At 58.4% G+C, this 23,100-nt stretch carries 18 protein-coding genes and 1 pseudogene; 1 reads left to right on the top strand and 18 read right to left on the bottom strand.

Annotation, left to right across the window (positions count from 1 at the left end; translation table 11 throughout):
• Window positions 1-38: 38 nt before the first annotated feature.
• From PspR76_RS01100 to PspR76_RS01065, 8 genes are all read right to left on the bottom strand, one after another.
• The gene (locus PspR76_RS01100; RefSeq protein ID WP_159953596.1) at window positions 39-500 is read right to left on the bottom strand and encodes an RDD family protein; all 462 of its coding nucleotides are present in this window, start codon (window positions 498-500) and stop codon (window positions 39-41) included.
• Between the two features lie 64 nt (window positions 501-564).
• The gene (locus tag PspR76_RS01095; protein ID WP_159953595.1) at window positions 565-1,116 is read right to left on the bottom strand and encodes a hypothetical protein; all 552 of its coding nucleotides are present in this window, start codon (window positions 1,114-1,116) and stop codon (window positions 565-567) included.
• A gap of 224 nt (window positions 1,117-1,340) precedes the next feature.
• Window positions 1,341-1,916 carry a hypothetical protein gene (locus PspR76_RS01090; protein WP_159953594.1) on the bottom strand — a complete coding sequence of 192 codons (576 nt, stop codon included), beginning with the start codon at window positions 1,914-1,916 and terminating at the stop codon, window positions 1,341-1,343.
• A gap of 47 nt (window positions 1,917-1,963) precedes the next feature.
• The gene (locus PspR76_RS01085) at window positions 1,964-2,362 is read right to left on the bottom strand and encodes a hypothetical protein (protein ID WP_159953593.1); all 399 of its coding nucleotides are present in this window, start codon (window positions 2,360-2,362) and stop codon (window positions 1,964-1,966) included.
• Complete coding sequence (locus tag PspR76_RS01080; RefSeq protein WP_159953592.1) at window positions 2,362-3,240, bottom strand: tetratricopeptide repeat protein; 879 nt, start codon at window positions 3,238-3,240, stop codon at window positions 2,362-2,364. Before PspR76_RS01080 ends, PspR76_RS01085 begins: the two co-directional genes overlap by 1 nt.
• A gap of 59 nt (window positions 3,241-3,299) precedes the next feature.
• Entirely contained in the window at window positions 3,300-3,992 is a 693-nt protein-coding gene (locus tag PspR76_RS01075) for a hypothetical protein (RefSeq protein ID WP_159953591.1), read from the bottom strand.
• 1 nt (window position 3,993) lies between these two features.
• Window positions 3,994-4,761: a hypothetical protein gene (locus PspR76_RS01070; protein WP_237235712.1), complete on the bottom strand. Its 768-nt coding sequence runs from the start codon at window positions 4,759-4,761 to the stop codon at window positions 3,994-3,996.
• 40 nt (window positions 4,762-4,801) lie between these two features.
• The gene (locus tag PspR76_RS01065; protein WP_169876735.1) at window positions 4,802-5,194 is read right to left on the bottom strand and encodes a DUF2846 domain-containing protein; all 393 of its coding nucleotides are present in this window, start codon (window positions 5,192-5,194) and stop codon (window positions 4,802-4,804) included.
• Window positions 5,195-5,709: 515 nt separating this feature from the next.
• Here PspR76_RS01065 and PspR76_RS01060 point away from each other — a divergent pair.
• On the top strand, window positions 5,710-5,967 hold the full coding sequence (locus tag PspR76_RS01060; protein ID WP_083360333.1) for a hypothetical protein: 258 nt from the start codon (window positions 5,710-5,712) through the stop codon (window positions 5,965-5,967).
• A gap of 46 nt (window positions 5,968-6,013) precedes the next feature.
• Here the strand turns inward: PspR76_RS01060 and PspR76_RS01055 are convergent, their stop codons facing one another.
• The 10 genes and pseudogenes from PspR76_RS01055 to pgaC form a co-directional block, all read right to left on the bottom strand.
• On the bottom strand, window positions 6,014-6,613 hold the full coding sequence (locus PspR76_RS01055) for a hypothetical protein (protein ID WP_159953590.1): 600 nt from the start codon (window positions 6,611-6,613) through the stop codon (window positions 6,014-6,016).
• Between the two features lie 122 nt (window positions 6,614-6,735).
• Window positions 6,736-7,239 carry an SPOR domain-containing protein gene (locus PspR76_RS01050; RefSeq protein ID WP_159953589.1) on the bottom strand — a complete coding sequence of 168 codons (504 nt, stop codon included), beginning with the start codon at window positions 7,237-7,239 and terminating at the stop codon, window positions 6,736-6,738.
• 114 nt (window positions 7,240-7,353) lie between these two features.
• Complete coding sequence (locus PspR76_RS01045; RefSeq protein WP_237235711.1) at window positions 7,354-7,818, bottom strand: hypothetical protein; 465 nt, start codon at window positions 7,816-7,818, stop codon at window positions 7,354-7,356.
• Window positions 7,819-8,107: 289 nt separating this feature from the next.
• Window positions 8,108-8,512 carry a hypothetical protein gene (locus tag PspR76_RS01040; protein ID WP_159953587.1) on the bottom strand — a complete coding sequence of 135 codons (405 nt, stop codon included), beginning with the start codon at window positions 8,510-8,512 and terminating at the stop codon, window positions 8,108-8,110.
• A 134-nt stretch (window positions 8,513-8,646) separates the two neighbouring features.
• Window positions 8,647-9,081: a hypothetical protein gene (locus PspR76_RS01035; RefSeq protein ID WP_159953586.1), complete on the bottom strand. Its 435-nt coding sequence runs from the start codon at window positions 9,079-9,081 to the stop codon at window positions 8,647-8,649.
• A gap of 181 nt (window positions 9,082-9,262) precedes the next feature.
• Window positions 9,263-9,640, bottom strand: coding sequence for a hypothetical protein (locus tag PspR76_RS01030; RefSeq protein ID WP_159953585.1), 378 nt, complete (start codon window positions 9,638-9,640; stop codon window positions 9,263-9,265).
• Window positions 9,641-9,666: 26 nt separating this feature from the next.
• Window positions 9,667-18,969, bottom strand: a pseudogene (locus PspR76_RS01025) (two-partner secretion domain-containing protein); the annotation flags it as partial.
• Between the two features lie 31 nt (window positions 18,970-19,000).
• A complete protein-coding gene (locus PspR76_RS01020) occupies window positions 19,001-20,722 on the bottom strand; it encodes a ShlB/FhaC/HecB family hemolysin secretion/activation protein (protein WP_159953583.1) in 1,722 nt (573 codons plus the stop codon).
• A 551-nt stretch (window positions 20,723-21,273) separates the two neighbouring features.
• Window positions 21,274-21,756: a poly-beta-1,6-N-acetyl-D-glucosamine biosynthesis protein PgaD gene (pgaD, locus tag PspR76_RS01015; RefSeq protein WP_159953582.1), complete on the bottom strand. Its 483-nt coding sequence runs from the start codon at window positions 21,754-21,756 to the stop codon at window positions 21,274-21,276.
• Window positions 21,757-21,758: 2 nt separating this feature from the next.
• Window positions 21,759-23,099: a poly-beta-1,6-N-acetyl-D-glucosamine synthase gene (gene pgaC, locus PspR76_RS01010; RefSeq protein ID WP_159953581.1), complete on the bottom strand. Its 1,341-nt coding sequence runs from the start codon at window positions 23,097-23,099 to the stop codon at window positions 21,759-21,761.
• Window position 23,100 lies beyond the last annotated feature (1 nt).

The raw sequence follows: 23,100 nt of genomic DNA, 5'->3' as shown, positions 1-23,100 counted from the left end.
GCTCGTGCCGCGGCATTTTACGGGGTTGCCCAACGTACTCAAGCGGTTTCGGTGCGTAGAGCAGGCGGGCTGTTGATAACAATCGTCTTCGCCAGCATGTCACCCAGGCGACGGCGTATGCCGAACAACACAAAAAGGCCATCCAACAGGCTGAACAGCAGTTTGGGCACATTGCGCAAAAACGATTGGAACACGCTGCAGTTGGTGGGGTACGGGTAACCCACCACAGAGGTGCGGCACAGGCGTTTGCCCAGGCTTTGCCCATTGGGCAAGGCATCGCAGAACAGCATGTAACCTACCGCCAGCCAAAACAGCAGGAAGTGCAGGTAGTGAAACACCACGGCGCTGCCTGCTGAAGAAAAATACACCGCGACGTAATCCAGCCAACCCTTCAAGAACAGCAGGACAAACACCACGGCCATATCGATGACGTAGCCCAAAAGGCGCTTGCCTGGGCTGGCAAGGTCGTAGCCGGCGGAGGCCGAAACTGAGTCGTTCATAACGCTGTTGATCCCTACGGTGAGAAAGGAAGGTGTATGCCCGATTGAAGCGGCGGTTTAACGCCTACTTGGGAATAATGATCGGAATAAACATCGGCGCGGGCGCCGGCGGCGGCTTGATCTGGCCTTCGCTTTCCACCACGGTGATGCCTTTGCCTTTCAGGGTTTCGAACAACCGCTCGGTCGCTGCACCGTCGTCGTAGCCACCTTCATCAATGGTCACGCTAAAGCCCAACAGACGCTGGCTTTCGGTGAGTTGCACCTGCCGCGCGCGGAAGAACGACCAGATCGAAATCTTCTTCAGGGCCGACAACTTCACGTTGGCCAGCGACTCATACTTCATGGTCTTGCCGTTCCAACCCATCACGTACAGGTCGTTGGCCGTGAGCGCAAAGGTGCAGAAGTAATAGGCGCCCGTATTGGAGTTGGGCGTGGTCATCACCACGGCACAACGGCCATGTTGAACAATGGGGTCCGTGATGCCTGGGAAGTCTTTCACCAGGTCTGCAGGGTACTGCGCGCGGTCGTAAAACACCGTCGCCCGGTCGTAGGGTGTGGTGTTGCAGCCGGCAAGTAACAGCGCAACACCCAGCAAAATCCATGCAGCAAAACGCATTGAGTACTCCCTATGGCAGCTGGTTTTTTAACGCAGCTGCGCTGTCCATAAATGCTGAGCCTTTGGGGTGATGGCTCTGAGCCACTAGCGTATCGGCAACCCCGTCAAATACATGAGCAATGCTTTCTCACTTCATCGACGGGCGGCCGCATTGGCGAACTGCTCAAGCTGCGGCGTGATGCCGTCATCGGAGCTACTCGTATCCATACCGTGTTTATCTCCCGTCAAAAGAACGAGGGTAACGTGAGGAAAAGCATCAACGCCCACAGCGCCGCGCCCGGCACCATGATCAGGTAGTTCCAGACGTTGAAGCGGGCATTGCTCGAGCCATCGGCATCACCGGCCGCAAAGTTGAGCATCGCCTGGCCCTTTTGCATCAGGTAAGCGCGCAGCGGGATCGAGATAAACAGCCAGACCGCAACCGCTGCCGTGCTTTCAATGTGATCAGACAGTCTGTCGACGATATGCGCCGCCACCGTGATCACCACCAGCATCGTCGCCCACTGCTCAAAATCAAAAATATACGAGCGGCCCGTGATGCGAATCTGATGGTCGGCGCGCCGGTACAGCTTATGCACAAAGAAAATACACAGCAGCCCGCGTGCCCAGGGCCAGATGTCGGCCTGGGTGGCCTTCTTGTAGTTGCTCCAGTGCTTGAAGGACCAGAAATACATATAAAGGCCCAAGCTCAGGACCGACAAAATAAACAGCTTTCGCTCGGCGATGACGTAAAACTCAGGCGTGACCTGTGGGGCAACTTCAAGATTGGCAGTGGGGGTGGCGAAAACGTTTTCGGTCATTGTTCAGTCCTTGATGATGAAGTGGAAGCCGCCGGTAAAGGCAGCGCTCAACGCGCTTCGCGCTCGCGCTGCTCGGCGCAAATCTGCTCCCAGCCTTTCACGACGGTGCCGGTGTATTTGCCACAGGTCGCGCCCTCCAGATTCGCGTCGAGCTCGTCGCGCTCAGGCGCAAGCCACAGCGCTTCAACCAGGTAGGCCGCGCCCGCTGCCAGCACCAGTACCACGGCCAAGCGTGTTGCCAGGTAGCGCGCCGTGGCCCGCGGCGTGCGTGAGCGCTCGAACACAAACGCGAACAGCAGCCCAATGGCGCCCATCAGGAAAACACCCAGCGCCGAGCCGAAAGCGCCGGCGGTGGAGCTGTCGAAGTAGGCCCACGCCAACATAGAGACGCTTGCACTGACGAACATCAGCAGCAGGCAAATTCCCTGCACTAACCGCCATCCCATTACAGGCCGACCTTGAGAGACCGCTCAGACGACCAGGAATCCTGGCCAGCCGGCAATAGCGGCTCGGCAGGAATGCGGTATTTACCAAATGCGGCGATTACGGCCTGGTCTACCTCAGCGTTGCCCGAGCTTTGGATCAATGCGATGTGCGGCACATTCGAACCCGATTTGCCTTGCACTTGCAGCGTCACCGGTTTGCTGACGCTGGCGCGTTGGATGTGCTTGTTCAAGGCAATCTCGATGTCCATCGTCGTGCGATTCAGGCTCTTGCGACTGGTATCAGCCCAGACGTCGTTGTAGCGCTGCGTCTGTTCAGGCGTCAGCACCGGCCCTTGAGCGCGAATGCGCTGAATGCCCTTCCACGCGACATCGCCGGCATGCTGGCTGGCCTCCACGTAATACATCATGGCCCCGAACAAATCCTGCGGGCCACCGCGACCCTCCTCCATCAATTTGGCCAAGGCGAGCTTACTTTTATCGCTGTCGCTGCTGGTCAGCGCCAACTGATAAAGACGGCGCGCCTCCACGTCGTTGCGCGCTTGCCCGTGGCCCTCCTCGGCCATACGCGCCAGCCTCTCGTAACCGATGCCATCCACGGCGGCGACGGACTCATAGAGCGATTTGGCCTTGGCAAAATCTTGCGGTACGCCGCCACGACCGGTTTCGTACAAACCACCGAGCGCAGTCTTACAGCGCACGTTGCCGTTATCGCTTGCGTTACGAATGGATTGGACCTGTTCTACCGTAAGGCTTTTCGCGCCCTCAGACAGCACGCATTGAACGTTGGCCAGGCTCTGTTCAAAGGAGCTGGGTGGTGCGGAGGCTTGACAGCCTGCGACGAAACCCGCGATTGCCAGTACAACCATTGCCTTGTTCATGGGATGCATCCGTGTAATCAGAAAATAGAGAGCAGGCCAGCATTAACGCACTCGCAGGCTTACTTGAGTTCTTTCACCAGATACCCACTGGTGATCTGCGTAATACCCGTGAGTGCGCGGCGCAACGCCTCAGGGTCGGTGCGATACGTGAGCGGCGTGTAGCCGTAGACATTCTGGCCATTGAACGGCGTGACCGTCTCCACCGTGCGCCAGAGCATATCGTCGCCACGGTCCATGCGCGCCACCACCGTGAGTGTCGGGTACACCACGCTGCTGAAACCCTGGGTCAGGCGAAAGCCCCACTCGCCCACCGTGAGCTCAATTTGCGCGTCGGCCGGCTCATCGTCACCCACGACTTTGAGCGATGAGGTTTTACCCAGGGCATCGATAAAGCCCTGCTTGAGCAACACACCCAAGTCGATGTTTTCGGCGTCCATCACCGTGAGGATCGCCGCAGGCGTCGACATCTCGGCCAGTTGTCCAACCTTCATGCCACCGGCAAACCCCGCGCCGCTCAAAGCCGCCGTGCCCAGCTTGCCCGCGCCGCTGGCCATGCCGACGCCCGCGCCAAGCCCGGCGCCCAGTGCCGCGCCCCAGGCTTGTTCACGGCCCATGTAGACCATGTTCTTTTGCCACTTCACGGGCAAAACCTTGACCGTTTTGACCTGCGCACGGTGTTCGGGCGTGAGGGGCTGGCTGACGCAGCCGCCGAGGATGAGGGTGGAAAGCAGAATCAGTAGAAGGTTTTTCACATCAGTCCTTTAATGTTTTATTCAAGTTGAAGTCGTTATGCGACTTGCCTGCCGCCTTCAAGAATCCAGCAGCAAACTCCGCATCCACGTTTAACAACAGCTCCAGCACATCATAAATTTTCCAGCGATGCGGCTCCGGGTTCGCAGCCATCGCCAGCAGATGCTCACGCAGTGCAGGTAGGTATTCGTTGAATTGGTTGCGGCTGACCAACGAAAACATATCGGCGATTTCAAAGGGGCGCCCATTCGACAAATGAATGATTTTAACAATCGGCGCATAGATTTCAGCCCGTGCTTTTTCACCCTCACCCGCATCGGCCAACCGGCAAAAGTAACCAACCAACGACCTCAGCACAAACTTGTAGGTCTCATCGTGGCCGTGCAGCCGATGTGAATCAAACCCTTCGAACGTCTGGACGTTGTCAATGATATGAGCGGTATAACTCAAGCCTTCTTGCACGCCCCAACTCGTCAGCAAACGCGCGGCCAACAGCCGCACACCGTCATCGGGATGAGCCCTGAGCAACGCCGTCACGCCGGCGACGCGAGCGTCGGGAATATCTTCCGGGTCCAGGTCTGTCGCATCCACAGCATAATCGGCATGCGGGGGCACGAAGTGCAGCAGGTCATTGAGCTTATCGTCCACGTCTTGTCCTCGAGCAGCGCCGGGCTTTGCGTCGTCATAGATGTCGGCAAGGCTGGCCAGAAGGGGTTGCACGTAATGGAAGCCCTGACAAACGATGCGTTCGGGGCGGATGAACAGCAACAACGACCGGGCCTGGGGCCCGGCCGCTTCAAGCGTGTTTAACTCACTTGCTTTCTTTTGCCACGGTGCCCAAGGACGCGTCCTTGACCAGATAACGGCCTTCCACATCGCTCAGCACTTTGAGGCTGTTGCGTGCCACGGCGAAGCCCATTTCGACTTCCTGCTTGAGGTAAACCACCTCACCCGCCTTGACGTTGATCGGCATGTCAGCCCAGTTTTCAGCTTTGGAGCTGATCACGTGCTGGCCCGGCGTCACGAAGAAATAAATGTATTGGTTGCCACGGTTGTAGCCCATCTCCGAGTCGGCTTCCTTGTCATCCAGGAACACGTTGAAGCGCACCATCATCCCCACGTTGCTTGGGCGTACTACGTACACCAGGCCTTTGTCGGCGACAGCAGCCTTGGGCAGCGAGTAGTTCGCCACGTCCGCCTGCATTTTCTCCACCGACGGTGTCGAGGAGCAGCCAAACAGCGTGGCCAGGGACAATACAACAGCAGCTTTGCAGAACAACTTGATCATGTACTTCTTCCTTGTGGTGTAACGGTAGAGCGGGTTGATGCGACGGCGATTGACCGGCGCGGGTGCTTTGATGCGTTTAATCATCGCCAATGTGTCGGCCAGGGATCTGAAGACATGAGGCGGTGTGCGTGGGCCAGTACTTTGATGCCTTGCGTGGGTTTGGGTGGGGGGCTTATAGTCCGGCCCGTCGCCCAAATGGCGATCAGGTTTGGCGACCTGACAACAGAGTGCAAAAGCAACCCGCTTCTATGCAGGTGTTTTTGCACCCGCAAAGCTGTGCATGTTATGGCGGCTGTGCGCGGGAGACCTTCGGGTCTGCCGGTTTTCTCTGTTGCCGGTTCGCCAACCTGCGTACAGCTGCCACCCTTTCGTTTGGCGACGAATGAGTGGTGGCTTAATCCAATAACAGAGAACTGAAAATGAACCAATACATGCCCCTTACGGGCCACGACAGCACCGTCCCCGCTCTGCTCATCGACACCTGTGCGCCCCTCGACGTCCTCCACGACGCCGCTGTGTACCGGATTCGAGCCGTCACCCAACTGCTGGAAAACCTGGCCTTTCGCGAACAGCTCAGCAGCGATGCTGTGGTGCTTCAAGACTTCGCCCAATTGCTGGCCATTCCGCTGCGCGATGGGTGTGATTTGCTTGATGTCATCATGCGCAGGCTCCATGCCGACCCATCCTGAGTAGAAACCGGGCGGCCCTGGCGCCGCCCAACTGATACGCGCAACGTCACCCATACAAGGTACGAAAATACGCATCAACCCAATCGCTGGACCAAAAAGACCGTTCAGAAAATTCAAACGACTCACACACCGCGATGCACCCTCTGAGTGGCGCAGGTATATCCTCAATGCTCGCCGTAATAGTGGGCAGCAAATACCTGAAATAATCCCCTATCTGGCTCTGCCCCTCATAGCCCACCGGGTAATCTTCATTGGGCACGCTGCCTTCCACCCCATGGTAAACATAGAACCCTTTGACCGACGGCACGTTATATTCCGTCAACGCCAACTCCGCTGACGAGCGCTCACCGATGAATGCTTCTACGTCTGCTCTTCGGGCAAGGTGCCGATAGGTGCGAGCGGAATACAGGCCAAGCATCGTTTCACCTTGTTTGCTCTCAGGGTAGGTATCGAACTCGACAGACTCCTCCCACAGGTATTCGCTCAATCGATCCAACTTCGACTCTACATCAGGCAGCGCTAACAACACGGCCGGCAAACGACCAAAGCAGTTATTCACCATCACGGCGATTGCGCCTGCCTTGTCCATGGCGAACCATGTAACGATCTCGCCAAAGCCGGGGGTCCAGTCTTTATTGATAGACATTTATTGCCGTCCGTTCGTGTGTATTGGCTGCAATAAGGGAAGCGGATTTACTTAAGCGACAGAGGGCGTTGGACAATTAGATAAGCCTCCCCTATTTTCGCATTTACCGGCTATATCTCTTGTTATCGCTTCACCGACCGCCACGTCACCAGCCCATCCAAGCCATGTTCAGACTTCAGGAATTTGAGTACGTTTTGCGCCTCGGCCTTTTCCTCAAACGGCCCCGCGTAAAGGTGTGGCGGCTCATCAAGCACTGTCGGTACATCGATGAGCGCCATCTGTGACGCCATCCGTTCAAACGCCTCATCCGTATTGGCCGTCATACGCGCTACCCAACCGCTTCGATCTCTCAAGGCAATCGGCTCCACTTGCGCCCCGCAGTGCTTACTGCGAGAGGCCGCCGCCTGGATGGATTGGTTGCAGGCTGGGCAAGGGCGCAGATCCGGGTGCACCAAGGCGTCAACACCGGTCTTTGCCAGCCGGGGCATTAACAACACAGCGACCAGGGCGAACGCGGAAAGGAAGAGCGAGATCGCAAACCACCGGGGACCTGAGCGCCCGCGTGTGCTTGCAACGTAAGCCGTGACGGCTGCGATAATGAGCCAGAAGGGGAGTGAGGTACCCATTAGACTTCCTTGTTTGAGTGAGTGGTGCGCCTGTTGAACAAGCAGGTAAAGGAAGAACAGTGGGCCGAATTACTTAACTGGCGGAGCATTTCGATTAGATAAATCGTCCCCTTTTCATTTTTTAAGCTCCCGGCCACAAGGATTGATCATCTGCATGATCTCTGTATTGGTTGTATAGACAACGGCAGAAGTCCTCGAAACATAAATTGCCTCACTGGTCCGCCCAGTGGCTTCCACAAAATTACCCTCTGGCCCCAAATAGGCTTTTTTTCCGTCCGGCACCATGACGTTGAGCATGAGCTTTTTTTTCTTCATATCCGGTTTATTGTGCACATCGACTGTCCAAACCTGCAGCGCATACTCTTGGGTGAATAAATAGAAATTTGGTGAGGTCTCTCTGGACTCGAAGAGGTGAGCGCACATGACGTCACTGACCATGACTGTTAAGTCGGGTTTATAGTGCTGACTGCTATAACTGGCAAGTATCAGCTTTGTGCGCGTCTGTACCGCCAGTGCGTCCTGTGGATGACACGGTGTCATGTCACCATAAGGATAGGTGCACCAGGTCACCTGAGTCATCGTGACAATCTCGTCAGGCCTTACGGAAAGATCCTTTTGGATGGAAATCTGGTCCTCGGGCTTTTCGTAGGGAATGCCTGAGCAGCCTGTTAATAGCGTTAGACTGAACAGAGTTACCAGGTAAAGACCTTTTCGGTATACGCTCCGATATATCATTGTCGAAGTTCCTTTTCTGCTGCCATGGCTTTTCAACCACTGCTAAATAGACAACCCGGGGTTGGAAAAATTTGGGTCATAACACAATACGAACACTAAGGCATTATTAAGGTCGTGATCTGACCTCGTTTACTCAACTGCTGCTCTGATTCAAAACATTTATTTCGCGCCAATGTATACTTTCTGGCAAAGCCTGATTTTGACTAAACAGAGAAAAGACCTCAATCACATCATCAATATTAAACCACTCATCTTTTCTCAATTCAACGCGCCCTCCTCCAAACGACAGTAAAGCCCCATCTTCAAAGTTCATGCTGGAATTTGAATGAAAACCTCTAAACAGCTTTTTATTTTTAGCGTCATATCGCTCAATGAAACAAGTATACCTACCTCCCGCAACTTGCAAGTAGTTACCTTCATCGTCGGTAATACATGCGAATGAGCTAGGACCATAGCTTTTTAATTTCTTTAGCGTTTTTATAAGCTGCGCCTGACTAACATCAGCTATTACAGGACTATTTTCGGCTTCGAGCTTCATACTTCCACAACAATAAATGGGCAGATTTATTTAAACAACAAAACACTTCTATTCAACATAGTCTGCCCGCACTCTTTGTTAGTCCTATCCCAAAAAACTGTGGGCCATCCTATTTTAACTTTTTGCTACATCCCTTACACACTTCCAGCTTTATTTCTGACATGCACACAAGTAACAAGTCGACTTTCTGCGTCATAATGAACGGTTATAACTTTCTGCTTTAATGAAAACTCACACCCAGGACTTGTAGGTGCTCTTCCGGGAATACGTATGGAGGGTACATCCCGCGCAGGCTGTCCAAGAAGATTGATTGAATCGTCGACGGTCTCAATATCTAGACACTCCCTCTTTGTTTCGGAGTCAGCCTGAAAATACTCCTCCGTGGCCTGATAATAAACTCTGTAAGCCGCAATAACTCCGTCGCCACCGGATTGAAAGTAGATACCGCATTCTGGCAACTTTAAAAACTCATCATCTTCAACTTTAGCGTAATCAACCATCGGCATTGACTTCCTAAAATTCGCTAAAGCCTCAATCAATGATCCGCCTAAATAATCATTTGGATTCATACTTAATACCCACCCCCCAAAGGAAACAGAAAGGAAATAGAGGTCAGGCCACCATTTTCTCTATTCGTTTTACTCACATATTGGGCGTCCTGACAGACCACAAAAAGTGGTCTACCCCCTATTTCCCCTATTTCTTCGCCCCCTTTGCTCCTGCGACTTCTGAATCCCACTTTTCCCTCAATCAAAGACTAATAAAGTCAAATACCTCAACAAACACTCTTTTAACCTCTGGCAATGCATCAAGATTGGCAAGCGCTTCATCTGGGGATACCGGCATATCATAGGGTTCAAATCCTCGACCGACCGCAATGCCGTATAGTGCATATTCATAGGCGTCAGAATGCTCCCAGTGAGGCACATACCCAATCACCTTATATATTTTGAAGATCTCATCATTAAACTCTATCAAGTCAAACAAAAAATCCGGCGCATCACTCAACGAAACAGCCTGAGCACACCACGCGTTAAACTCTTGTTTTTCTATAGCCCCGCAAAAAAGACAAGTTAATACAAAGGCCAATAACTCATCACTGTAATCACCCGCCACTTTAAAATTCATCGTCACATTCCACCCCCCATTGCTTCGCCGCCTATGTGACCAGTTTTTTTATGTACCAACTCGGGGACCAATTGCATTCGCCCGCTGTCCTGATGGTGATGCCAAGTATATCCATCAATTTTCTTAGCACCTGCGTTTATCTGTTCGAGCTGCTTAGCCGTAAAGCTTGAGGTTTGAAGCTGCCCTTGCTGAATAGCTGCCGCCAAATCTTGAGTCGCAAGCTTCATCTGCCCCTCGTAACTCGCCGACTTAAACTTATCAATTGATATCCGAGTATCGAATGCAATGACATCATCGAATACAGGAAACCCTTTGTTATCGAAAACGACCCCGGTGACAGGGTGCCGTTGCCCTGCCAAACGCACATTGCGCCCGTCCACTGGCGGGACTGTAGTGGACGCAACGTTATCACGCCCGTAGATGGACTCAAGTTCAACCCTAGTAGTTTGAGAGTTATATGGATTGTTCGAGCCCGTTGCTTTTGCACTGAAATAATCATCAGGCAGCGCACACGGCCCCGTATTGTGCACCCACGTCTTCAGATCCCCAACGTAGAACGTGTGCCCCACATCAACCGTCAGGTTGTACGTCTTGCCCACTGGCAGGTAAAGCTCCAGCGACTCAACCTCAGATGACGTGTTGTCCGTGTCGCCATCTGCCAGGGATTGCAGCAGGTCGCCCGGCTTCAGATCGATTACAGAGATAAAGTCGCGCTTGGCCGGAACGTAGAACGGGTGGCCGGGGGTGACCAGCAGGGTTTCGCCTTGCGCTTTGCCGTCGGCGCGAACGCTTTTCAGCTTGAGGCGGTAAATCGGTTGGTCAGAGCGTTGATGGGTGGCCAGAATTTTAGCGGCGAAGGGTTTGCCGCCTTTTTCGGGTTTGCTCCAGACCACGTCGCCGACTTTGAGCGACTCGATAGTGCGGTCGCCGTTGGGGGTCGAGACTTTGGTGCCGGCCGCGAAGCAGCAAGGCTCTTTGTAGTTCGAGAGAACAATGTCATTGCGTCGGGTCGCGAAAAGGTCATCGGCCCTGGCGAAGCTGCCCACATCACCGGTGTAGACGGTTTGCTCGTATTTCCCAATCGAGGTGGTCGGGGCTGTCGCAGTGGCGCCTGGGCGCTCGAAGCGCACGGCCGAGTCGAGGCTGGTGGGGTTCAGGCCATAGTTGGGGATGTCATCCGCAACGCGTGCGATGCCGCTGCTGCCAAGCGCTTCCTGGCGCCCCACGCTGGCCAAACCGACGTCGCTACGGGCCACAAGTGCGCCGTCGACCCTGACGACGCTTGAAGCCTCGCCAAACTTGGAAACCTGCCCAAATCGGCCGGAAGGCGTGATCATGGTTAAACCATCAGTCAACAACTCAGTGACTTGCGCCGCTGACTCATAGCTGTTGCCTTGCAAGTTCGAGACAAATTCCCTGCCCTTCTGCCTGGTGATGATTTGGCCGCCGCGGTCCACCGAGGGGTCGGCAATCGGCCCCAACAGGGCGTCGGTCACTTCCAGTGGGCTGCGATTACCTAAAAACCCACCGGCAACCTTGGAAAAGCCTTGCACTTGCCCCCATATACTGCGGCCAGCCCCTACCGCCAGGCCTTTGGCAAGGTCGACGTAGTCAGTCGGTTTGCCGCTGTAATCCAGGTTAGTCTCGTAGAAATCCACCAACCCTTGGGTGTTGAGCCCTTTCGGATCACCCAGGTAGTCGATGTTGATAGTGCTGTCTTTGAAAGCCGTAGGCCGAGTCGTGCGGAAATCAAGAATCAAGGCCGCTGTTTCATTACCGCTGTACCCACTCGAGCGCCCGTCTGCAGAGGCGTCAGTTCGGGCGTATTGGTTTGCAATAGGCGCAAGCGCAATGCCCAGATTCTGCAAAGTAAGCGTGTCGATAGCGTCTACGTCTTTTTGCGAGATTGACTTGCTCCAGCCCTCATCGGTGTTGTACGCCAGAGCAACGCCCATCAGGCGCGTGGCTTCCTCAACGCTGATCTTCTTCTGTTCCGCCAGCACGGGTGCTTGCTTTTCAATCAGCTCAGGCGCACTTGGGTGCAGCTGCTCGTTGTACCGCTCAACATTGCCCGCTACCCACGCGGCGTCATTCGGGTTGCCGTTAACCAGAGACCCGGCGGCGATACCGATGAGTTGCGCGGTGGCGACTCTGAATTGATCATCGGTGACGAAGCGCTCATCCAGGTACTTACCGAGGTTTTTGTTCGCAATCGCCGTCAAGCCTTCAGCCGCACCGGCGGCGATGGCGCCGGTCTTGAAGTCGCCGCCTCGGGCCGCTGTAAGCGCGCCACCGAGGAGCGCATGCAGCAAGACCTTCTGCGTCGAGCCAGGGCTCAGGTCCAGCTCGCTCGCGAGGTTGCCAATGCCATTGTTGCCGGCCGCCGCAGCAAGGTCGAAACCTTGCGACACCAAGGCCGAGCCGAGGTTGTCTTTCAAGCTGCCGCCGTTGATGGCGGTGGAGATGCCACTTTCGATCACCGCATGCGTGCCGCCGCGCAGCACCGCATCCTGCGCTTTCTGCCAGCTGAGCCAATCACTGGAATAGCCCGGGTTCTGTACCGGCCCCGCCGTGGTGACTTTCGCGCCCGCACCCTCGGCCGGGCTTGCGCCCTTGAACCAATTACTGTCTGCGTAGTTCAGCGCCCCGGTTGCCAGCCCGGCGATGGCGGCGTTTTTCAAGCTGCTGCTGCTGAAGGTGTCCTTTAGCGCAAGGCCGAGGTTGCCTTTGTTATTGATGGTACTCACAGCACCGGTACTGGCCAGCGAGGTCAGTGCGGCGGTGGCCATCATGTTGCCAAGCCCGGCACTGGTGGCTGCTACGGCCGCCGACGTACTGGTCGCCGCAACCGCAGCTGTGCCGGCGGCCATGGTAGAGCCGGCGCCTACCGCACTACCCGCTGACGCTGCCAATGCGCTCGCGCCGCCTGCCGTCACGATGGTGACGATGATGATGACCGCCAGCATGGCCCCCTGGCCCATGCCCGAGTTGCTGTACTTGAAGGAGTCATGCAGCTCTTTTACCTGGCGCCAATCCACGTCGCCGCGCTTCTCGGCTTCTTTGATCCAGGCCAATTGCGGGTCGGCCTTGACCATGGTGTCGATGGTCTGGCTGACGGTTTGCTGGTCGACTTGCTTGACGTCGATTTTCAGGCCATTGACGGCCTCGATGACGGTCTGCCCTTTTGCAACCAGTTCGCTCTGGCGCAGGGTTTCATCGGTTTTGCCTTTGCCCTTCATCGAGAACCAAGCCATGTCGCTCTTGCTCTTGGTATGGCTCTCGTCGTGATAGTCCTTCACGCCTTCAAACGTCACGGCGCCGCCGCTTTTCAGGATCAGGTCGTTGCCGCTGTTGAGCTTGGCGACCTGGTACAGCTGGTCGCCGTTGCTGACCAGGGTCAGGTTGCCTGCGGTCTTGATCTCAGTGCCGACGTTGGTGGTTTGGGTGACTTCGTCGCGCTTGGCTTTTTTCGCGCCCCACCCACCGTTCTCCTTCATGTCATACAACGTATGCGTGCTGTTCTGCGCCGCCAGCAGGTTCAACTTATCGCCGCTGTACAGATACGCTTCATTGCCCGCACTGATCTTGCTCGCCACCAGCGTCGTATCGCGCCCGGCCTGGCTGGTAAAGTTCGCGCCCGCCGTCAGTACGCTGGCTACTTGCGTGGTCTGCTCATCCGCTGTCTTGATGCGTTTTTTGCCGTCTTTTTCTTTGCCTTCGACGTTGTGCATGTCGCTGACGGAGGCGACGTTGAGGTCGCGTCCGGCCTGGATGTTCAAGTCTTTGCCGGCGGTGGCGTTGCTGCCGATGATGTTGACGTCTTGCCCGGCCTGCATGTTGAGGTTGCCGCCCGCCGTGACGGTGGCCGCGAGGTTTTTGACGTCGGTGGTGATGGTGGATTTTTCGCCGCCGTCGATGGTTTTGTGGATCACGCTGGTGTCGCTGGCAGCGACTAGGTTGAGGTCGCGGCCGGCGGTGAGGGTGGCGTCGTTACCGGCGACCAGTGCGCCGTGGTTGTTGAGGTCGCGCCCGGCGTCAATGGCCAGGTTGCCACGCGCGGTGATGGTGCTCGCGCTGGCGTCGGTGAGGGTGCGCATGCCCACGCCTTCACGCACTTGGATCGCGGTGTTGTCGTTGGTGATGTCGCCTTTGATGCTGGCAAGGCTGACTTGGCTGCCCCGAATTTCGCCGCCCATGGCGTTGCGGATGCTGTCCTGGGCCAGCAGGCTCAGGTTGTTGCCGGCTTCCATCAGGCCGCCGTTGTAAATGCTGCCGCTGCTGACGGCGGAGAGGTTGTTGCTGGCACGCAGGGTGCCGACGTTGACCAGGTCGCCACCGGTGACCAGGTTGAGGTCACGGCCCTGGATCAGGCTGTTGCCGCGCACGTTGCGCGATTCGGCCTGGGCCAGGTAGAGCACCGGCACGAGCACGGTCTGGCCATCGACCACGCGGTTTTCCATCCACACGATGTCGTGGGTCAGGGCGCCGACTTGCTGGCTGGTGAGCGTCACGCCGACGCTCAGGCGCAGGGCGTCTTTGCTGGCCAGGGCGTTGTCCATCAGGTAGCGGAATTGGTCGGCGTCGCTGAGCAAGCCACCGGCGAGGAAGCGTTGGCCGGTTTGCGCAATTACCGCGTCACGGATCAGGCGGGTTTCGTATTGGCCATCGCCGAGGCGGCGCCAGGCGTTGTCGGAATTGAAGCCAAGTTTGCCGAGCATGTAGTCGGAGCTGAAGAAGCCCGATGCGCTGGTGAACTCGGGGTTGGTTTCGATCAGGTAGTGGCTGGTAGGGTCGGCACTTTTGACGAACAGGCCATAGTCGCCCTTGGGCAGTTGGAAGTACGGCGAGGTGGTCGGGTCGACCGGCGCGAACGGCGTGCCGGTGTAGTCCACGGGCACGAAGCCGCCGCCCGGAGTGAGCGTGACCGCGGGCAACACGCTGCCGGGCGCCTGGGCGCTGGCGTCGTTGACGTGCTTGCTGAGGTTGATATTGATGCCGCCGACGGGGATGCCGGTCTGGTCGTTGCCGAGGGTGCCGGTCAATTGCGCCAGGGTGTTGTCGTGCAGCGTGCCGTTTTGAATTTTGTTGGTGACGTTAGACAGGTCTACGGTGCCGCCGGCCTGCAGGACGGCGTCGTAGGCGAGGCCACCGTTGGGGGTCCAGGTGGTGACGTCGCTCGTTTGCCGGAACGGTGCGCTGTTGGGTGACAGCGCTTTGAGGGCTTCAAATTTCGCCTGGTCAAAATTACCGGCCGCCGTCGCGTTGTTGAAGGTCGGCACATCGACGTATTCCATGCGCTCCCACAGGTGCTTGTCTACATGCCCGGGGGTGTTGATCACGATTTTGCGTTGCCCGGTGCGCGTGCTGGAGCCTTCGTTGAGCAAATCCTGGGCGGTGATGCTCAAGTTACCGTTAGCGGCCATCAGGCTGTTGCGGTTCTGCACGGTGTCGCCTTGCAGCAGCAGGTCTTTGCCAGCTACCAGCCGCGCCGAAGCCGAATCCTGGATCGCGGCTTCAAGGTAGGTCTCATTGATGGTGATGGTGCCGCGCCGCCAGCTGTCCTTCTCGCCGCAGTGCTGCCCGCACACCCAGCTCAAGCTGCCGGTCTGGAGGGTTTGCCCCAGCTCGAACTTGTCTTTGGCGTTTTCGATAAAGCCTGCGCTGATGCCGATGTAGCCTTCGCTTTCCACCGTGCCGGAGCGGTTGCTGAACAGCACCGCACGCCCGCCATCGACGCCTGCAAACGTGAAGTTGCCTTTGCTGTAGACGTCGCCGTAGCTGTTGGCGAAGCCATTGGCGCGCAGGGTCAGGTCGCCCCCGCTGAACAGCAGCGAATCGGCGCCGTTGGTAATGCCGTTGACGGCGGTGAGATTCACCGCACCTTGAGCGCCCATCGTGCCACGGTTGCCGATTTGTGCCGCCGCGATGTCCAGTTGCTGACGCGCAGTAAGGAAACCGAGGTTGTCGAGGGTGCCGCTCAGTTTGAGCTGGGTGTTGTTGCCCGCCAAGCGCCCGCCATTCTGGCTGAGGTTGTTGGCCGTGACGCTGAGATTTTGCTGGGTGGCAATCCGGCCGCTGTTGGCCAGGTCACCGCTGAGCGTGATGCTCAGGTCGCCGTCGCTGAGCAGCTCGCCGCCGTTGTCGAGGCTGGCCACGTCGATGATCAAGCCCTTGCTGCTGGCCATGCGGTCGCCGGCCTTGAGGGCCAGGCCTTGGGTGCTTTTGTAGGTGAGGGCTTCATTGAGTTGCACACGGCCCAGGCCATCTACGCTGCCGAACGCCCAGTCGGCGGTGCCCAGGCCATTGATGGTGCCCTGGCTGCCGGTGAGGCTGGCGGTGTTGAGGCGGAACAGGCCGTTGCCGGCGTGCTGCAACTGGCCGCCCTGGTTGTTCAGGTGCGTGGTGTCGAGGCTGAAGGCGGTGCTGCCGAATTCGAGGGTGCCGTTTTGGTTGTTCAGCGTGCTGCTGAGGTTGAGGCTGCTGTTGGCACCGCCCAGTGCGCGCAGTTGCCCGCCTGCGCTGTTGTCGAGGTTGCCGCCATCAAGGGTCAGGCCCTGGTTGGCTTCGATCAGGCCGCCTCGGTTAGTGAGGGTGTCGCGTGAGGTGAGGCTAAGCTGATTGCCGCTGATCTGGCCATTGCCACTGTTGTCGAGCGTGGCGCCGCTGATCGTCACCTGTTCTTTACCGAACAGTTTGCCGCCACGGTTGGCCAGGGCTTCGACGGTCAATTGCAGGTTGCCGAGCAGGCTGGCCATCAAGCCGCCGCTGCTGTTGTCGACCGTGTTGGCCGTGACGGTGAGGGTATCGCCCTGTACGGTGCCGCCGAGGTTATCCAGGCTGGCGGTGTCGAGCTGAGTGTGGGCGCCGCCGCTGAGGATCAAGCCTTTGCGGTTGCTCACATCCTGGCCGCTGTAGCTCAGGCCCTGGTTGCCGGCCAGCAGTTGGCCGGCGTCGTTGTTCAGGTGCTGGGCCGCGATGTCCAGGCGCTTGCCGCGCACGGTGCCGCCGCTGTTGTTCAGGGTGGTGAGGGCTTTGACCAGCACGCTGCGTTCGCCCGCGTCGATCACACCGCCCGCGTTGGTCAGCAGGTCGCTGACGTTCAGCGTCACGTCGCCGCCGTTGCTGACCAGCGAGCCTTGGTTGCTGTTGTTGAGGGTCTGCGCAGTGACGTCAACCGATGTGCCGATCAGGATGCCGGCGCTGTTGTCCAGGCGCTCGCCTTGCAGTTGCAACTGGCCTTCGCTTTGGATACGGCCTTGGGCGTTGAGCAACTGGCCCGGCCCCTTGAGCAGCAGGCTCACACCCGGCGCGCCACCGGCCAGCAGGCCCGCGTTGCGGTTGTCGAGGCCCGAGGCACGCACGTCGAGGTAGTCACCCACCACACGCCCGGCGCGGTTGTCGATGTTGCCGCCGCTCACATCAAGCAGCAGCTGTTTGCCGACGATTACGCCGTTTTGGTTATCCAGGTTCGCAGCGTGCAGCTCGACATCGCCCTGCCCGGCCTGCAAACGGCCCTGGGCGTTGTTGAGCTGTTGGGCGGTGGCGAGGGTCAACTTGCCGGTGTTGGCACTCAACACGCCGTTGGCGTTGCTGCTGACGCTGCCGGCGTGGAGGTTTAGGTCGGTACTGGCCTGGGCGTAACCCTGGTAGTTGTTGAAGGCATTGGCGACGGTGAGGTTCAGCGCGCCGTTATCGGCCTGGATCAGGCCTTTGAGGCTGTTGTCGAGGTCGCCGGCATTCACCGTGAGCGCATCGGCGACCAGCACGCCGTTCTGGTTATTCAGATTGCCCGCATTCACGGTCAGGTTGCTGGCGATGATTTGGCCGCTGTTGTTGTTCAGGTCGGTGCTGGTCAACACCAGGCTGCCGCCGGACATTTCGATGCGGCCTTGGCGGTTGTCCAGGGACGCGCTGTCGAGGGTCGCGGCCTGGCCTTCGCCGAAGCGAATCAGCCCGCCGACGTTAACGATGGCCGGCGCGTTGAGCGCCAGGTGTTGCTCGCCGTACACACGGGCGGTGGCGCCTCTGTTGGTCAGCTTGTCGGTGCTGACGCTGACGGTTTTGGCCTGGATGATCGCGCCCTGGTTGGTCAGCGTTTGCGCGGCGGTGATCGCCAAGGCGCGGCTGGCCAACAGGTTGCCGGTGGTGGTGAGGTTTTGCGTGTTCACCACCAGGTCGCCGGTGGCGTTGCGGCTGTTATCCGCCGCGACGCCCGCTTCGATGATGCCGGGGTTGGTGATGCTGGCCGCGTTGAGTTCGATGCGCTGGCCGGCGGCCACGCTCTGCTGGTTGACCAAGACTTGGGCGCTGGTGACCTGCACGTTGCCGGTGGCGTAGACCTTGTCGGTGAGGTTGACGTTTTGCGCGGTGACTTTGATGTTACCGGTGGCCGACGTCTGCGCCATGCTCAAGTGGCCATTGGCATCCAGCTGGATATCGCCGCCGCTGGCGGCCAGCGTGCCGTCGAGCTTCACGCCCACACCGGCTTCGGTGCCGACCAGTTTGATCGCGCCGGCGTACATGCCGCCCAACGCCGAGGAGTCGATAGCCAGCTCCGGCTTGGCGCTGCCGTCGTCGGCGCGCGCGGTGGCTTTCAGGCTTTGGGCATCGACGTCGTTGCGCCCGGCGATCACGGTCAATTCGCGCGCGTTGATCTGCGCATTGATCTTGGCCGAGCGGGTGATGATTTCGAAGCGGTCGACGTTACTCGCGTTCAGGCCCTGGCCGTCGATGGTCACGGCGCCGCCATCGACCTGGTAGCGCTCCAGGCGGCCATTCTGGTCAAGGATGGGCTTGCCGGTGGTCAGCGTGGCATTGGGGGTGTTGATAAAGCCGCAACCGCTGCAGGTGATGCCGTAAGGGTTGGCGACGATGACTTTGGCCGACTGGCCCGCCACTTCGGTGAAACCGCGCAACTGGCTGGGGCTGCCGCCGTTGACTTCGTTGAGGATAACGTTGGCCGCGCCGCCCTTGAGGTTGGGGTTGCCGATGATGTAGCCGCCCAGCTGGGTGTTGGTCACCGCGCCCGTGGCGTTGTTGAGGATCACGCCGTTGGGGCCGACGTTGTAGTCCTTGAATTGGTTATGCGACAAGCCACTGCCATTGGGCGTGGCGATGTTCACCACGGGCACGCCATTGCCCGCCTGGCCGACGGTGGTGCCCGGCGCGCTGACCACAATGCCTTCGGCCTGGGCCAGCAACGGCTGCCAGAACAGCGCGTTGGCCAGGATCAGCACCAGGCCGCGCTTGGGCAAGCCGAAGAACGAGTCTCGCGGCTTCAGCGCAGCAGAAGGTTGGCGAGCCAGGAAGGCAAAGTGGCGAACATCCATTGTCATAGTCTCGATGTAACGGGGCGTTGAATTACAGGAAGAAATCCATGCGGAAGTAGATCGGCGCTTCGCGCTCGCTCATCACTGCCGGGCGTTCCAGAGAATGCGCAAAGGTCACGCTGGTGCTGACGTATTTGCCGCGGGCGAACAACTCCAACGAGTTGCTTGAGACCCGGCCATGCACTTCACCGTTGTAACGGCCATTGCTGATCACGCCTTGGTCGTAGCCGACGCTGGCGCCGTATTCGGCAAAGGCCGGGCGCATCCAGTCCCAGGTCACCGGGCGCGCCCAGCGCACGTCGTTGCGCCAGTAACCGCCGCTGTCGCCGGTGAGTTGCTGGTCTTTGAAACCGCGAACCGAAGCCGAGCCGCCCAGGCTCATGCGCTGGGGGCTGAACAGGATGTCTTCGCTGCGTTGGCCGGTGGCCAGGCTGGAGAAACTGAACGACTCGCCCCACAGGCTGAACGGCTGCAGGTAGCTGACGGTGGCGGTGTATTTGCGGTAGCGCGCACTCGGCAGGCGGTTGCCGTAGGCGTCGCGCTCGTTGTTGGCTTGGGCATCGAACGCGCCGATGCCGTTTTGCATGCCCAGGTCGACGTTGACGAACGCATTGCCGATGCGCCGGCCGTGGTTGATGCCCCATTGCAGCTCGCTGAGGCGGTTGCTGCTGGGCTCGGTGCGGATGTCGAGGATGTAGTTGTTGGTGCGCAAATGCGCCACGCCGACGTTGACCGACGTCTTGCTCACGTCGTCACGATGGATCACCCGCTCGGCGCGAAACTGATGGTTTTCGTTGTCGCCGTTCTGCTTGAATTTGAAGCCGTTGGTCACGCCATACGTGCGGTAATCACTCTCGCTGTAGGTGTAGCTGAAGTTCCACCAGCCCCACGGCACGTTGTAGTAGAGCATGCTGTTTTTCGAGGTCTTCTGGTGGTCGCTGACGGCGTCGTGGCCGCCACGCAGCATCAATTGGTCGGCCAGGCCAAGCGGGCTGTCCCACTCAAGGCCGGCGCCCCACTGCTGTTCGCCGGTGCTTTTCTGGCCGTCGTTATTACGCGACAGGCTGGCGCGCCAGGGCTTTTGCGCGGTGTTCTTGACCACCACGTCGCTGCCGCCGATCTGTTGGCCGGGGGTCAGTTCCATTTGCGCCTGCTTGGAGGGCAAGCGGTTCAACTGATCCACCAGTTGTTCGACTTCACGCAGGTTCAGCGCCTCGCCGACCTTGCCGGGAAAGGCCATGGCCAGTTCGCGGTCCGTCACCGTGCTGCCTTCGGCGCTTTTCAAGGCTTCGAGCTTGCCTTCCACCACCAGCACTTGCAGATGGCCGGTGGAGAGGTCTTGTTGCGGCAGGTAGGCGCGGCTGGTGACGCGGCCCTTGGTGATGTAGTAGTCGGTGATGACCTTGAGCAACTCATTGAGCTGCGAAACGCCCACGCATTTGCCGATGTAGGGCTTGAGCAGGCGCTCGCGGTCTGAGGCTGCCAGGCTGTCGGCGCCCTTGAGTTCGATGTCTTTGATCGGGAAGCAGCGCGTGTCCGCGGGCAGGGTCGGAGCCTGGGGCTTGGCTTCTTTACCGGGCAGGTCCTGGAGTTCTTGCAGGCGCCGTTGCTGCTCTTCGAGCAGGCGATTTTGCCGGTCACGGATCAGGTCTTGATCCCCTGGCGTGGGGGCGGCGGTGGCACTGTTCAGGCTCAAGCAAGCGAGCAGAAAAGTGCACAGCAAATACCGAGTCCGTGGCAATAACGAAGACATGTTCGATCCATCGAAAATCAAGGGGCGGCAAACTAACATCGAACTAGTGCGGATCCAAGAAGTTGGACTAGTTGCACATCCGTACTAGTTAAATCTGCAAGCCATTGATAAATAACAACAAATAATTATCAAAAAGCGGTTGAGCCAGTCACTGGAAGTTTTATTCCGACAAGCGGCAACTGTTTTGATAGCGATTCGATCAAGCGCTGATGAAATGCCACTAGTTGGCCATCAACCACGTGTCGAGTTAGGTTAGTACCGAGGAATAGAGAAAAGTTCGCGGTTGTTTTGTGAATTGGATCCCATTTATCGGATTAGTCTGGTGCAGCGCTTTCTGTGGCGAGCGGGCTTGCCCCGCGTTGGGCTGCGCAGCAGCCCCAAACCTCACTACACGGGTTTGCCTGATACACCGCAGCGGTCCTGATAGGGGCGGCTTCGCCACCCAACGCGGGGCAAGCCCGCTCGCCACGACAAGTCTGCTCACCTCAGGAGGTCCTCAGCCTGCGCCTTGCTGATCGTTCCCACGCGGAGCGTGGGAACGATCAAAGCCCTCAGCCTGCGCCTTTGTCTTTTTCCTGCCCCGGTACCAGCGTCAGCCCTGGGCGCTCCACGTCGCGGGACACATGCGACTTCACATCTTCCACGCCGCCCTCTTCGTCGTTGTGGATCACCAGCACGCCGGGCTTGCGAAACTGCTCCAGGTGGCCGTCACCCAGGTTGAAACTTTCACTCAGGCTCTTATCGCTGAGCGCATTGGCCTCGGCACGGCGCTGGGCGAACTTGCGCCCGCGGCGTTGCTGATAACGCGCCCAGCTGATCAGGATCACCGCATTGAACAGCGCGATCCAGAAGTAGATTTGCAAGGTGTTGAGCGCCGCAAAAATCGGCGCCTCAATGCGCGGGCCGCCGTGGGTTTCCAGCATCGCGGTAATCCCGCGCGCCAGCAGCCAAACCAGCCCAGCCCAGGCCAGCAGGGTCAACAGTACATCGATGACCCACATCACTGAATTTTGGCGAGTTCTGACCAGTTTCATGGTCACGCCTCCTCTTCGCTAGGTTTAATACCGCGGTCCGGGCTGACCCAGCGTGCGCGCTTCTGATGCTGGTTGAACAGCACCTTGGGAAAGCTGACCAACGTGGTGAGCAGGCTCACCAGCCAGAACACCATCGGGTACCACACGCTCCAGAACAGGGTTTTCCACAGGTCTTTTTCGTAGCGCCGGTCAATCAGGATGCTGACTGCAAATTGCAGCAGGCACACCATCGCCAGCACTAGCCCGGTAAAGGCCGGTGGTACCAACGAGTCCACGGCAATCGCCTGTGGCAGCACCATGAACTTGCCCAAGCCCCAGAAGATCACCGACAGCAGGAAGGTGAAGGCCCAACCGGTGGACAGGCAGTATTCGAACAGCAGCGGCCACAGGTAGCGGTGGCGCCATTGCCAGATGCCACGGATGTTTTTGAACAGTACTTCGGCGCCGCCCTGGGCCCAGCGCAGGCGTTGTTTCCACAGGCCGCCGACGGTTTCGGGCATGAGGATCCAGCACAAGGCGCGCGGCTCATAGAAGATTGCCCAGTGATCGAGCTGCAGCTTCCAACTGACATCGATGTCCTCGGTGATCATGTCGGTGCTCCAGTAGTCGATGCGGTCCAGCGCTTTCTTGCGAAACGCAACGACCACACCCGAAACCGTGAAGATCCGACCGAACACCCGCTGGGTGCGCTTGATCAAGCCGATGATCGAGGAGAACTCGCCCACCTGCACCCGGCCGATCAAGGTCGAGCGCGTGCGGATACGTGGGTTGCCGGTCACGGCACCGAGGCGCGGGTTGTCCAGCATCGGCGCAACCATATAGGCCGCCGCGTTTTTATCCAGCAAGGCGTCGCCGTCGATGCACACCAGGTATTCACTGCGCGCGGCCACAGCGCCCATGCGCAAGGCCACGGCCTTGCCCTGGTTCTGCGCCAGGTGCAGCACCCGCAGGCGTGGGTGTTCCAATGCCAGGGCATCAAGTACCGCGGCGGTGTTGTCCTTGGAGCCGTCATTGACGGCGATCACTTCGATGTTCGGGTACAGCTGGTCCAGCGCCGCGTGAATAGTATCGGCGGCGTTATCCCCCTCGTTGTAGCAAGGGATGATGATCGAGATCAGCGGGTTGCCGGCCAGGATCGGTGCCGGGGTGTCTTCCTTCCACGGCCAGTGACGTTCCCAGTGCAGCCAGAAGTACAGCCCGCCGGCGATCCACAACGCCGACATGAACAGCGGGTAGAAGAACACGAAGTCCATCAGGAACTGCCCGGTGACCAGGAAGATCAGGCCAAGGGGCACACCCAACACCAGCGCCAACACGAATAAAGCCAGGATTCTGTCGAACATG

Origin of the sequence: Pseudomonas sp. R76 (assembly GCF_009834565.1) — a bacterium.
In the GTDB taxonomy this organism is placed as follows: domain Bacteria; phylum Pseudomonadota; class Gammaproteobacteria; order Pseudomonadales; family Pseudomonadaceae; genus Aquipseudomonas.
The sequence above is the reverse complement of the archived record's forward strand: the minus strand, read 5'-3'. Positions and strand labels throughout refer to the sequence as shown.